The sequence below is a fragment of the Novosphingobium sp. UBA1939 genome (assembly GCF_002336885.1).
Lineage (GTDB): Bacteria > Pseudomonadota > Alphaproteobacteria > Sphingomonadales > Sphingomonadaceae > Novosphingobium.
This window is the reverse complement of sequence record NZ_DDFB01000084.1, coordinates 19,574-32,802: the sequence shown is the minus strand read 5'-3', so window position 1 is coordinate 32,802 and position 13,229 is coordinate 19,574. Positions and strand designations below refer to the sequence as shown.

Annotated in this window: 7 protein-coding genes; 1 reads left to right on the top strand and 6 read right to left on the bottom strand. The window is 67.8% G+C overall.

Going from position 1 to position 13,229, the window contains the following annotated elements; genetic code table 11:
- Positions 1-14: 14 nt before the first annotated feature.
- Both B3547_RS11355 and B3547_RS11350 read right to left on the bottom strand, forming a co-directional pair.
- Positions 15-824, bottom strand: a complete 810-nt coding sequence (locus B3547_RS11355; RefSeq protein WP_292963170.1) for a hypothetical protein — start codon at positions 822-824, stop codon at positions 15-17.
- A complete protein-coding gene (locus B3547_RS11350; protein ID WP_292963168.1) occupies positions 821-1,504 on the bottom strand; it encodes an RNA polymerase sigma factor in 684 nt (227 codons plus the stop codon). The genes B3547_RS11355 and B3547_RS11350 overlap by 4 nt, the downstream gene beginning before the upstream one ends.
- A gap of 313 nt (positions 1,505-1,817) precedes the next feature.
- On the opposite strand from B3547_RS11350, the gene B3547_RS11345 reads away from it, so the two are divergent.
- The gene (locus B3547_RS11345) at positions 1,818-4,961 is read left to right on the top strand and encodes a beta strand repeat-containing protein (RefSeq protein ID WP_292963165.1); all 3,144 of its coding nucleotides are present in this window, start codon (positions 1,818-1,820) and stop codon (positions 4,959-4,961) included.
- Between the two features lie 75 nt (positions 4,962-5,036).
- On the opposite strand, the gene B3547_RS11340 is transcribed toward B3547_RS11345, so the two are convergent.
- The 4 genes from B3547_RS11340 to B3547_RS11325 form a co-directional block, all read right to left on the bottom strand.
- Positions 5,037-6,143, bottom strand: coding sequence for an NADH:flavin oxidoreductase/NADH oxidase (locus B3547_RS11340; protein WP_124808106.1), 1,107 nt, complete (start codon positions 6,141-6,143; stop codon positions 5,037-5,039).
- A 146-nt stretch (positions 6,144-6,289) separates the two neighbouring features.
- Positions 6,290-7,171: a transglutaminase family protein gene (locus B3547_RS11335; protein WP_194918794.1), complete on the bottom strand. Its 882-nt coding sequence runs from the start codon at positions 7,169-7,171 to the stop codon at positions 6,290-6,292.
- Between the two features lie 10 nt (positions 7,172-7,181).
- Positions 7,182-9,671, bottom strand: coding sequence for a circularly permuted type 2 ATP-grasp protein (locus B3547_RS11330; protein WP_292963161.1), 2,490 nt, complete (start codon positions 9,669-9,671; stop codon positions 7,182-7,184).
- A complete protein-coding gene (locus B3547_RS11325; protein ID WP_292963159.1) occupies positions 9,671-13,081 on the bottom strand; it encodes a DUF2126 domain-containing protein in 3,411 nt (1,136 codons plus the stop codon). Before B3547_RS11325 ends, B3547_RS11330 begins: the two co-directional genes overlap by 1 nt.
- Positions 13,082-13,229: the final 148 nt, after the last annotated feature.

The window sequence follows — 13,229 nt, the reverse complement described above, 5'->3', positions numbered from 1 at the left end:
TCGCCCTGCGGCGATCAGAACGGATGGCCGCCGCCAGCACCGCCGGGCAGACGGCCACCGGGGCCTCGTCCGGGCGGGGGCGCGGAATTTTCCTGAGCCGGAGCGCCGGGCACGGCGGCGGAGCCACCTCCCGGCGGAGAGAGAGCGCCGACATAGCCGTAAGCCTGCGGCGCGGGCGGCCCCATCAATCCGCGCGACGGTATCTGCGGACCGGTCTTTTCGTCGTCGTCATCGCGAGGGCCGATCAGTTCGCCCTTCGGCACCGCGGCCGCCGACGCGAGAACCTCGGGCGTCATTTCCACCGGAACAGCGGGCGATGCCTCGACCGGAATCGCCTCCTCCTCCGGCATGGCTGTCTGCGCGGTCACGGGGCGCGTAGGGGTGGCCGCGGCCGCCAGTTTCGTCCGGGGCGCTGCGAGGGCGGGCGGCTTTCCGTCAGCCGTGTCCGGCACGGCCGGCGCGAATGCCATCGGAGCGCCGCCTCCGCTCGCCGGAATACCCTGCGGATCGGCACCCATCCCTATCATCGCCACGGCCGCTATTCCGGCAGCCAGCGCTCCGATGCCGCCGCCAGCCGCCAGCCGCCGCCAGACAGGGTGGCGTGGCCGCTGGGACGGAACCGACGCCGCAACCTGCGCCGCCACTGGCCGCGCCGTCACGCCAGTGGCTGCCGCCTGTGGCGCGGCAGCCTGAGGCAGCAGCGGCACTTCCCGCACGATCCGCGCGATCAGGTCAGCGGGAACAGACGGCGCGGATAGCTGGTCCAGCGCGCGGTCCAGCGCCGCTTCGCGCGCGGCGGGCGCGATCGGGATCACCCGCCTCATGCCCGCAGTTCCATGCCATAGGCCACGACCGGTTCGCGCGCGCGCAGATCGGCAACGCCCACGTCGCGCGCTTCCAGCAGTTCGCGCAAGTGACGCCGAGCCCTGAACAGAAGCGATTCCATGGCCTTTATGTTAAGTTCCAGAACTTCGGCGGCAAGCGCGTTTGTGAAGCCCTCGTAATAGCACAGCACAAGCGCGGCCCGATACCGTTCGGGCAGGTCCGCCAGGGCCCCTGCAACCGCCGCCCGCGCCTGATCCGCCTCGATCGTGGCGTCGGCCAGCGGCATGGGATCGGCGCGTTCGGGCAGATCGGGCGTGATCACCACGCGAAAACGGCGCTTCCGGTCGAAGCACAGGTTCATCGCGACGCGATGGAGCCAGCCCACCAGCCCCGCCCCGCTCGACTGCCACCGCGGGGCCTGCTGCCACAGACGCGCGAAGCATTCCTGCACCACGTCTTCGGCTTCGTGCCCATCGCCCAGCATACGCATCGCCACGCGGTAAAGCGCGGGGGTATGCCGTTCGACCAGCACGGAAAACGCGGCGATCACGCCACGTCCCACCTCACCCATCAACGACAGGTCATCGAACGCCGACCACAGCATGGGAGCGTCGGGCGCAAGCGAGGCATGGTCGGTCGCGAATGCCCCGTCCGCTCCGGAATCGCCTAGGAAAGTCACACCGACTGTCGCCTCCACGCGCCGTTCCGTCATCGGGAACCCACGGCCCGGCTCTTGCTGGCGGTCCAACCCTGAACGGCGAATTTACCGACGTTGCGCAACGAAATATTTCATCGCCCCCGGCGCGAAGGGTTTGAAAGGCTGGGCCGTTTTAATCACCGGAACCACCGTGGCCCCTTACCCTCGAAGTTCGATGTCGCGTTGTTTCCGCCCTGTCGAGAACACCGCCGGCATCAGTCGAGCTTGCGGGTCGCACCACAAAACCGGGCCTGCGATTCGATCGCAGGCCCCATTTCACGGATCACGTCCCCCCATGCATCGTCACCGCACGCCCCGTTTCTTCGCTGCCGTTTCGCTCGGTTCGCTGACCTTCGCGCTCGGCGCACAGGTTGCCCTGGCCGACACCACGGTCGGCGGCAACAGCACCACCCCCGTTCTCACCTCGACAGGCGGCAATGTAACAGTCGCCAGCGGCGGCACGATCACGCTGGTCAACGGCAGCGCCGTGACGGTCGATTCCTCCAATACCGCTACCGTCGCTTCAGGTGGCACGATCGCCATGGGCGCGGGCAACGGCGCGACCGGGATCACCGTCAACCCCGGCACCACCACCACGATATCGAACGCCGGGGCGATCAACGTCACCGAGAATTACACCGCCCCCTTCATCACCAACAACGGCGTCAACATCGCCGATGGCCCCATCGCGGCCGCATCGAACCGGTACGGCATCCACGTGCTATCGGGCGGCACGGTGACCGGATCGGTCACCAACTCCGGCACGATCTCCGTCGAGGGGCTCAATTCCGCCGGCATCGCGCTCGATTCGACGCTCAACGGCAATCTCGGCAATACCGGCACGATCTCGGTAAAGGGCGATAACAGCGCCGGCATCCGCACGTCCGCGGTAACCGGCAATGTCACCGCGGGCGGAACCGTCACGGCGATCGGCCAGGGCGCGCAAGCGCTGGTCACCAGCGGCGATATCGGCGGCACGCTGAAGATCAACGGCACCCTGGGGCAAGCCACCACCTACACCGCCGACGACGGCACCTCGCAGGTTCTTTCGCGCACCGCGCTGCAAAGCGGGGCAGCCGCGGTGGAAGTGGACGGAAACGTCGCGGGCGGGGTCCTGATCGCGGCTCCCAATTCCAGCACGTCGACCGAGACCACCGGTTCGATCCAGTCCTATGGTAGCAGCCCCGGGCTCCAGATCGGCGGCGCGAACAACATCGCGATCGGCACCGTGGCCAGCAACGATGGCACCTATTCGGTGGCGGTGGACGGCAGCGTGACCGCCAATGCCTATTACAGCTCGACCAACGCCTATGGCATCGTGATCGGGGGCAAGGGCGGCAACGTGAACCTGGCCGGCGGCATCGGCATCAACGGCAACGTCACCGCGACGACCAACGATGCCAACGCCACCGCCATTCTCATCAACCAGGGCTCCACGGTTCCCACGCTTTACGTCAGCGGCACGGTCAAGGCCGCCAGCACATCGCTGGGCATCAGCGCCTACGCGGTCCGCGACCTGTCGGGCACGCTGACGACGGTGAACAACACCGGCTTCATCACCTCCAACCAGGGCAGCCAGTCCGGGGCGATCGATCTTTCCGCCAACACCAGCGGCGTCACCGTCAAGCAGTACCTCAACGCGACCGATGCGGCCTCGCAAAAGACCGACAAGGCCGCGGCGGGCTACAACGTCGATACCGCCACGGTCTATGCGGCGATCACCGGCAACATCTACACCGGCAGCGGCAATGACACGCTGGACGTCGAAACCGGCAAGATCACCGGCAACACGTTCCTTGGCGCCGGCAACGACACCGTGATCATGGCCGACGATTCGAAGTATATCGGCAACATCGATTTCGGCACGGGCACCGCCACGATGACGATGGGCGGCAATTCGCGCTTCACCGGCACGCTGATCTTCAACGACCAGCCGGCCACGCTGACGCTCAACGACAGTTCGATCTGGCGGGGCACCGTCACGGGCGGTTCGCAGGCAACGGTCAACGTCAACTCGGGCCTGTTCGCCGCCAACGCGACCGGCAACATCGCGGTCAACTCCCTGAACGTGGGCGCGAACGGCACGCTGGGCGTCTATGTCGATGGCACCACCGGCACGAGTTCAACCTTCGTCACCAATACGGCGACGTTCGCCAGCGGATCTAAGATCACCGCCTCGCTCACGTCCATCGCCAAGGCGGAAGGCACGTATACGGTGCTGACGTCCAACGGCCTTACGGGCGCTTCGAACCTGAGCGCCAGCAATCTGGCCCTGCCGGTCCTCTATGCCGGCACGCTGGCCACGCAGGGCAACAACCTGCAACTCACCATCGCCCGCAAGACCGCCGCGCAACTGGGGCTGACCGCCGCGCAAGGCGCCATCTACAACCCGATCATCGCGCAGGCCCAGGCGCTGACGGCCGCCGGCGGCACCCCTTCCGCTCTCGAAACCGACCTGCTGCAGGTGGCCGACACGCCCACGCTGCAAGCGCAGTTCAACCAGTTGATGCCCGATTATGCCGGGGGCGTGTTCGATTTCGTGACACGCGGCTCCCGCCTTGCCGCGCAGCACGTGCAGGACGATTCATCGCTGTTCACGATCAGCAACGTGGGCGGCTGGTTCGAGCCGATCTATTTCCACGGCGGCAAGCAGACGACCGGCACCGCGGGCTTCTCCGACCACGGCTTCGGCCTTTCCGGCGGGCTTGAACGCGTGACGGGCATCGGCAACGTCGGCCTTTCACTTACCTGGATCAGCGGCAAGGTGAACACCAGCAGCTACCAGTCGGTGAAGACCAGCAACCTCGAGGTCGGCGCCTTCTGGCGCATGGCCAAGGGGCCGTTCTATGCCTTCGCCCGCGTGGGGGGGAGCCGCCTTTCGGCAACCTCCGCGCGCACGTTCACGGGGGCCGTCAGCGGCACCAGCTTCAATTATACCGCTGCGGGCAAGTGGAAGGGCTGGATGATCACCGGATCGGGCGGCGCGTCCTATGGCTTCGACGTGGGCGGCAACTTCCAGCTGCGCCCCAAGGCGATCGTCGAATACTATCGCCTGCACGAAAACGCCTATGACGAAACCGGCAGCGCGCCGATCATCCTGGAGGTGGCCGGGCGCAACAGCAGCGCGCTGACCGGCACGACCACGCTGGTCGCGAGCTGGAGCAGCGGCCCCAGCTCGTATGAAGGCCGCCCGTTCACCGTCGAAGTCGAAGGCGGCCGGCGCAACCAGCTTTCGGGCCATCTCGGCACCACGCTCGCCAACTTCACCGACGGCAACCAGTTCGCGCTGACGCCGGACAGCCTGAAGTCGGCCTGGCTGGGCAAGGTCAGCATCCTGCAGGGCGGCCTGGACTACACCTGGCGCCTGACCGGGGGGGCTGAACGGGCGCAGGGCGTGGTCGACTATTCGATCCGCGCTTCGCTCAGCATCGCGCTCTGACGCGGGCGTAGAGCCATCGGGCAGGGGTCTGGGGCCACGTGCTCCAGGCCCCTGCCCTTTTGCGTCGGCAGCGCTTCAGCCCGCCGCGAAGAGATGGCGATACTGGTGCGGCTGGCAGCGAAGATACTGGTCCGCCGCATGGACCGAGGCGCCAAGATGGGCCGCCGCGTGCCAGGGCCAGCGCGGGTCGTAGAGGATGGTGCGCGCCAGCGCGACGAGGTCCGCATCGCCCGAAGCGACGATCTGTTCAGCCTGCTCGAACCCGGTGATGAGCCCGACCGCGATCACGGGAATGGAGACGGCCTGCTTCACCGCGCGCGCCAGCGGCACCTGATATCCGGGAGCCACGGGAATCGCCTGACGCGGATCAAGGCCGCCGCTGGAGACGTGGATCGCGGCCGCGCCCCGGCGCTCCAGTTCGCGCGCGAAGGCGACGGTCTGCTCCGCATCCCAGCCGCCGTCCACCCAGTCGGTTCCGGATACGCGGACCGTCACCGGGCGCTCCGCCGGGAAGGCGGCGCGCACCGCGTCGAACACTTCCAGCGGAAACCGCATCCGGTTCTCCAGGCTGCCGCCATAGGCATCGTCCCGCCGGTTCGAAAGCGGCGACAGGAACTGGTGCAGCAGATAGCCGTGCGCGCCGTGAATCTGCACGGCATCGATACCGATCCGCGCCGCGCGCCGCGCCGCTTCGGCAAAGGCATCGCGGATGCGGTCCATCCCGGCGCGGTCGAGCGCCAGCGGCGGGTTCTCTCCGGCGGCGAACGGAACGGCGGAAGGCGCCTCGGTCTGCCAGCCGTTGTCCGCGTCCGGCGCGATCTGGCCCTTGCCCAGCCACGGCTTGTCGGTCGAAGCCTTGCGCCCGGCATGCCCCAGCTGGATGGCGATGGGCATCGGCGAATGGCGGCGCAGGCTTTCCACCACACGGGCCATCGCCGCCTCGGTCCGGTCATCCCACAGGCCGACGTCGGCATAGCTGATCCGCCCTTCCGGCAACACCGCCGTCGCCTCGATCGTCAGCACGCCCGCGCCCGATTGGGCAAGATTGCCGAGGTGCATGAGGTGCCAGTCGGTCATCTCGCCATCGACGGCAGAATACTGGCACATCGGCGCGATCACGATGCGGTTGGAAAGCGAAAGCCCGCCGATATCAAGCGGTTCGAACAACGTGGGGTGCGCCATGCGCCTGTCTCCTGTTCCGGGCAGCATGGCCCGATCGCGCGAAGATAGGAAGCTGCTCCGGGATTGCACCCGCTGCCTGCGCGCAATTCCGCTTGCCGGCGCAAAAGGTTTACTCTCCCGCTGGATCGGCCCCGCGCCCACCCCGTTCAATCGACCGGAACAACGTCCACGGCAACAGTCATGTTCTGGCTTCCGCCGCCCAGAAACACGCCGTCGATCGGGGCGACGTCGGCATAGTCGCGCCCCATCGCGGTGAAGATGTGATCGGTGCCCGCGAAGATCGCGTTGGTGGGATCGAAGCCAACCCAGCCCAATTCGTCCCCGCACCACAGGTTGACCCAGGCGTGCATGGCGTCGGCGCCAACCAGCCTCGGTTTGCCCGGCGGCGGCAGCGTGCGGAGATAACCGCTGACATAGGCCGCGGGAATGCCGTGCGCGCGCGCCGCCACGATCATGATGTGGGCGAAGTCCTGGCAGACGCCGCGGCGCAGGCGGAACGCCACGTCGGGCGGCGTATCCGCTACCGTGGCGCTACCATCGTACTTGAACTCGCCATGGATCGCTTCCATCAGCGCCCGCCCGGCGGCCAGCGTGGGCGTTCCGGGGGTGAAGAACCGGGTTGCCCAGCCCGCGATCTCGGGCGAAATCTGCGCCACCGTGGAACCGTAGAGATAACCGGCGGGGCTGGTGGACGACAGATCGCGCCGCACCAGCGTGCGTTCGCGCACTTGCGCCACGGTGGGGCTGACCGCCATGTCGAGCGAAAAGCACGGCGGCGCCACTTCCACGCGGAACCGGGCTTCGATCGACAGCTTCTTCAGCGGCGCATCGATCGACAGGCGCGCGCGGTTGACCACCCACGGCCCGCTTTCCTGCTGGATCGCGGACGGCGCCGGATCGATGTTCAGCGCATAATCGCGCAGGATCTGTCCCGGCCACGACGCCGGCTTCAGGCGCAGGTTGAAGCGCGCCAGACGCACGCCGCCCGCGTATTGCACGGTGGTGAGATGCCGGACATCGTAGATCATCGCCGGACCATCATACCAGCAGATTGCTGCGCACCACGGGTTCGGACCGTTCGAACTGCAGGAAGTATCGCGCGGAAATCGCTTCGGACAGAGTCAGCAGGCGCCGTTCCGTCTCGCCCAGCAGGCTGTCATCGACGGCATCGATCATCAGGCTGAGGAACGGCGCAAGCGCGGCGCGCGTTTCGCGCAAGGGCGCTTCGGGCAGGTTGTCCTCGCCAAGCGCCGGCAAGGCGGTGACATGCGCGGCCAGCGTCTGCAACTGGAACACCAGCGACCGCGGATTTTCCGCATCGAGCAGCAACAGGTCCAGCACCGGATCGCGCAACGGCACGCTGAGATAGCGCGACCGGTAGGTGATCTGGCTGTCGCACAGGTCCAGCAGCGCGCCCAGCGCATCGGCTTCCGGCAGCACGCCCAGCTGGCGCGTCATCCGGCAGACCGCGAGCGCGCGCTCCAGCCGCCGGCCGATGTCGAGGAAGCGCCAGGCCGGCCCGCGCACCATGTCCTCCGCGCCCAGCCCGGCCAGCGCGCCGAACCGTTCCACCAGTTCCCGCGCCACGCGCAACAGGGCGCCGGGGCGGTGCGAATCCAGCTTGGGCATCGGCCGGCTGGCGATGCGCCAGAAATCGGGCGCGAACCGGTCGCGCAACGACAGGCCAACGCTGCGGATATTCCCCAGCAGCGTGCTGACGCTGCCCGGCAGCCCGCCATCGCCCAGCGCGATGCGGCAGGCCTCGTGCGCGGACAGCTTCTGGTCCTTCGCCCGGATCGCGCCCCACAGGAACAGCAGCTCCACGAGCTTTTCGCGCACGGCGGGGTTGATGCCCCCGCCCGCATCGACCTCGATCGAACTGCCCAGGATCGAACGGACGATCCGCACCGTCATTTCCGCGCGCTCACAATAGCGGCCGAACCAGAACAGGTTGTCGGCCGCCTGGCTGGCGAGGATGCCGCCGCCACGCCGGATCGCCGGGGCATCACCCAGGGTGGTCGAGCCATAGTCCGGCACCGCCGCCGCATCGACCACGCAGACGTCGGCCGAGAGATCGCCTTCGCCCATGAGCGAGGTGAGCAGCCCGCCCGATGAGGCCAGCCGCGCGAATCCGCCGGGCATGACGGTCCATTCGCCATCCGGCCCGCGCGCCACGAACGCGCGCAGCGTGAACGGGCGCGGCTCGAACCGATCCCCCACCAGCGCAGGCGTGGTGGAAAGATGGACGATTTCCTGCCCGCAGTAGTCCATCGGACGCCGCTGCATCGCATCGAACAGCAGGTCGCGCGCGGAAGTGGAAAGGCTTGCCCCGGCCACGCCGCGCACGTCCTCCAGTCCCTCGACCGGCTGGCCGAACGCCGGCGTGATGACGAACTCGTCGAACCGGGCGCGCACGATATCGGCTTCCACCGGTTGCCCGCACCACCAGGTCGCGATGTTCGGCAGCAGCGGTTCCTCGCCCAGAAGGGTGCGACACAGGCGCGGCATGAACGCGGCGAAGGCCGGCGCCTCCAGCAATTCCACGCCCGGCCAGTTGGTCATTTCCAGCCCGCCCGAAGCCCAGGCATCGAACATGTCGGGCACGCCGATGGTGGACCGCGCATCGAAGCTCAGCGGATCGAGCGCGTTGGTGTCGATCCAGCGCCACACCGCGTCGATCCGCTTCGGCCCGGCGATCGTGCGGATGTAGAGCCGGTCGTCGATCACCGTCAGATCGCGCCCTTCCACCAGCGGAAAGCCCAGATAGCGCGCGAGATGGGCCTGTTCCGGATAGCTCTGGTTGAACCGGCCGGGCGTGAGCAGCGCGATGCGCGGGCTTTCGCGCTGGCAATCGCGGGCAATTCCCGCGCGCAGATCGCCGAAGAAGCGCGCGACACGCCGGGCGTTGATGTCCGACAGCAGCGTGCCGGTGCCGCGTGACAGGGCCAGGCGGTTCTCCAGCGCATAGCCGATGCCGTTGGCCAGCCGCAGCCGGTCCCCCAGCACGCGCCACTGGCCGCGCGGCCCCCGCGCCAGATCGACCGCGTAGACATGGAGGTAATGATCCGCGCGCGGCTTCAGCCCGACCATGTTGCGCGCGAAATAACGGCTGCCAGCAATCACGGCGGCGGGCAGGAAACCATCGTCCACCAACCGCTGTGGGCCGTAAATGTCCGCCACAAGCTGTTCGAGCAGCCGCGCGCGCTGGATCAGCCCGCGTTCCACGTCCGCCCATTCCTGCGCGCCGATCAGCAGCGGCATCGGCGTCAGCGGCCATTCGCGCTCCTCATCATCGCCGGCGATGCGGAAGCTCATGCCCATGTCCTGGATCTGGCGCGCGACCAGTTCCTGCACCGAAAGGCCCGATTCCGCCGCCAGCGAGGACAGGCCGTTGGCCATGGCCACCCACTTTTCCGCGACATCGCCCGAGGCATGGCGAAACAGGTCGCCCGCATCGACGTCGACCGGATAGTCCTGCAACCGGTTGGTGGCCGGGGCGGGCGGCGCTGCGTTCTCGACCAGCGCCATCAGATCAGATGCGCGGGACGCCTGAGATCGAGCGACATCGGAAACTCCCCTGCTGCTTCCTCGGCCGGAATGGCCTGACTGCCCGGCGAATGGCCGTGATCCTGGAAGCGCGCCTTGCGCCGGGCTTCCGCCTCATAACCGTTGACCGGCACGGTATCATAGTTGCGCCCGCCCGGATGCGCCACATGATAGACGCATCCCCCCAGCGAACGGCCGTTCCACGTATCGAGGATGTCGAACGTCAGCGGCGCATGGGCCGGCATCATCGGGTGCAGGCAGTTGGCGGGGAACCACGCCTTGTAGCGCACCCCGGCCACGGCCTCGCCCGGAACGCCGGTCGGCTGCAGGGGCAGCCGCCGCCCGTTGCAGGCGATCACGTGGCGGCCCGGCACCAGCCCGCTGGCGCGGATCTGCAAGCGTTCGGTCGAACTGTCGACATAGCGCACCGTGCCGCCGATCGCGCCGGTTTCGCCCAGCACATTCCACGGCTCCAGCGCGTGCGCCACTTCAAGCTGCACGCCGCCGCCCTCGACCGCGCCGTGCACCGGGAAGCGGAACTGGCGCTGCGCCTCGAACCACACCGGATCGAAATCGTACCCGGCACCGCGCAGATCGGCCAGCACGTCGAGGAAATCGGCCCAGACGTAGTGCGGCAGCATGAAGCGGTCATGCAACTGCGTGCCCCAGCGCACCAGCGGCCCGTCCTGCGGCTGCTTCCAGAACCAGGCGGCCAGCGCCCGCAACAGCAATTGCTGCGCCAGGCTCATCTTGGCGTCGGGCGGCATCTCGAACCCGCGGAACTCGACCAGGCCGAGCCGGCCGGTGGGGCCATCGGGCGAAAACAGCTTGTCGATGCAGATTTCGGTGCGGTGGGTATTGCCCGTCACGTCGACCAGCAGGTTGCGGAACAGGCGGTCCACCACCCAGGCGGGCGGTGGCGGCTGGTCCGGCCCGTGATTCGGGTTGGGCACCTGCGCCAGCGCGATCTCCAGTTCATAGAGCGCATCGTGCCTCGCTTCGTCGATGCGCGGCGCCTGGCAGGTCGGGCCGATGAACATGCCCGAAAACAGGTAGCTGAGCGCGGGATGGCGCTGCCAGTAGAGCACGAAGCTCTTGAGCAGGTCCGGCCGGCGGATGAACGGCGAATCGAGCAGGGTCGACCCGCCCAGCACGATGTGGTTGCCGCCGCCGGTGCCGACGGAGCGGCCATCGACCATGAACTTGTCCGCCGTCAGCCCCACCTCGCGCGCGCATTCGTACAGCGTTTCGGTGATGTCCACCGCTTCGCGCCACGATTTTGCCGGCTGGATGTTCACTTCGATCACGCCGGGATCGGGGGTAATCTTCAGCACCGTCAGGCGCGGATCGGGTGGCGGTGGATAGCCCTCGATCCGGATCGGCACGCGCGTTTCCTCGGCGACCTGCTCCACCGCCGCGATCAGGTCGAGATAGTCGTCCAGCGATTCCACGGGCGGCAGGAACACGGACAAGTAGCCGTCCTTCGGCTCCACCGTCAGCGCGGTGCGGACCGCGCCTTCGATCGCGACCTGTTCGATCCGGCGCTGCGCCGTCCCCGCCGGACCTTCCACGGCGATGCTGGCCTGTTCGGCGGCGGCTTCTGGCGGTGTCGCCGCGTCGCGCACCTGGTGCCCGCGCTCCGCCACTTGCGCGCGGAAATCGGCGAGCGGTTCGCGCGGCTCGGCGGTGTCGCGCGGGTGGATATAGGGATAGTCGGACGGCGGCACGAACGGCAGCGATCCCAGCGGCAGGCGATAGCCCAGCGCGCTGTCGCCCGGCACCGCATAGAGCGCGCCGCGCCGCACTTTCCAGCGTTCGCTCTGCCAGCGCGTCACCCGCGATGGCGCGGCATGCCAGCGCTGCACCGGCAGGACATAGCCCACCGGCTTGGTCAGTCCGCGCTGGAACGTGCGCATGAAGCGCTGCCGTACTTCGGGATCGTCCAGCTGCGGATCGGTGGGACTGGTGTTGGCGGGAAGCTCCGCCTCTTTCACGATCCATTCGACCGCGTCTTCATAGACCGGCTGGACGAACTCCTCCTCCACCCCCAGATTGCGCGCGGCCGTGGTCAGGAAAACCTGGGCCATCGCGGCATCGGGCTGCGGCGCCCCGGCCTCTGCATCGGCCGGATGCTCGTGCGCAGGCCTTTCCCCGGCGATCAGCGACGGATCGCGCCAGATCGGCACGCCATCGGCGCGCCAGTAGATCGCATAGCCCCAGCGCGGCAGGCTTTCGCCAGGATACCACTTGCCCTGCCCGTGGTGGAGCAGCGATCCCGGCGCGAACCGTTCGCGCAGCAGGCGGATCAGCCGGTCGGCATAGGCGGCCTTGGTCGGACCGACCGCCGCGCTGTTCCATTCGGGCGCCTCGAAATCGTCGTCGGCGATGAAGGTCGGCTCGCCGCCGATCGTGAGCCGCACGTCGCCAGCCGCCAGATCGGCATCCACCTTGTCGCCCAGCGCGAGCAGGGCATCCCAGCGCGCGTCGGTGAAGGGCTTGGTGATCCGCACCGCTTCCTGGATGCGCGAGACTTCCATTTCGAACCGGAAGTCCGAATGAACCGGCTCCATCACCACGCCTTCGATCGGCGCGGCGGAGCGGTAGTGCGGCGTGGCGCACAGCGGGATGTGGCCTTCGCCGGCGAAGAGGCCCCAGGTGGCGTCCAGCCCGATCCAGCCCGCGCCGGGAACATAGACTTCCGCCCAGGCGTGCAGGTCGCAGATGTCCTGCGACACGCCCTTCGGCCCGTCGACCGCGACCACATCGGGCGTCAGCTGGATCGAATAGCCCGAGACGAACCGCGCGGCGAAACCCAGCGTGCGCAGCAATTGCACCAGCAACCACGCCGAATCGCGGCACGATCCGGTGCCGATCTCCAGCGTTTCCTCGGGCGCCTGCACGCCCGGCTCCATGCGGATCACATAGCCGACGGTCTGGTTGACCGCCTGGTTGATTTCCACGAGGAAATCGATCGTGCGGCCCTGATGGCCCCGGAACCGATCGGCCAGCGCCGCGAACAACGCGCCTTGCGGCTCGGTCTCGAAATAGGCGGCAAGGTCCGACGCCAGCGCCGGAGCATAGGCGAACGGATATTCCTCGGCGTATTCCTCGACGAAGAAGTCGAACGGGTTGATCACCGCCAGTTCGGCCAGCAGGTCCACCTCGATCTGGAAATGGTCCACCGGTTCGGGAAACACGATCCGCGCCTGCCAGTTGCCCAGCGGGTCCTGCTGCCAGTTCAGGAAGTGGTTGGGCGGGCTGATCTTCAGCGAATAGTTGGGCACCGCCGTGCGGCTGTGCGGAGCCGGTCGCAGGCGGATGACCTGCGGCCCCAGCATGACCGGCTTGTTGTAGGAATAGCGCGTGAGGTGATGGAGACCCGCCTTGATCATGGTTGGGGACAGTGCGCCAAACAATGCTGCACCGCAACACGTAATGCCGCCGTCACGGGCAAAAATCGGGGCTTGTCGGTTTTGCGAACGTAGGAGCGCAGAAGGCCCACCCCCAGCCCCTCCCGCAAGCGGGAGGGGAGAATAAGGG

Coding starts and splice junctions, on each gene's coding strand:
- B3547_RS11355 (WP_292963170.1), bottom strand. CDS start 824: ATGAGGCGGGTGATCCCGATCGCGCCCGCCGCGCGCGAAGCGGCGCTG.
- B3547_RS11345 (WP_292963165.1), top strand. CDS start 1,818: ATGCATCGTCACCGCACGCCCCGTTTCTTCGCTGCCGTTTCGCTCGGT.
- B3547_RS11340 (WP_124808106.1), bottom strand. CDS start 6,143: ATGGCGCACCCCACGTTGTTCGAACCGCTTGATATCGGCGGGCTTTCG.
- B3547_RS11335 (WP_194918794.1), bottom strand. CDS start 7,171: ATGATCTACGATGTCCGGCATCTCACCACCGTGCAATACGCGGGCGGC.
- B3547_RS11330 (WP_292963161.1), bottom strand. CDS start 9,671: ATGGCGCTGGTCGAGAACGCAGCGCCGCCCGCCCCGGCCACCAACCGG.
- B3547_RS11325 (WP_292963159.1), bottom strand. CDS start 13,081: ATGATCAAGGCGGGTCTCCATCACCTCACGCGCTATTCCTACAACAAG.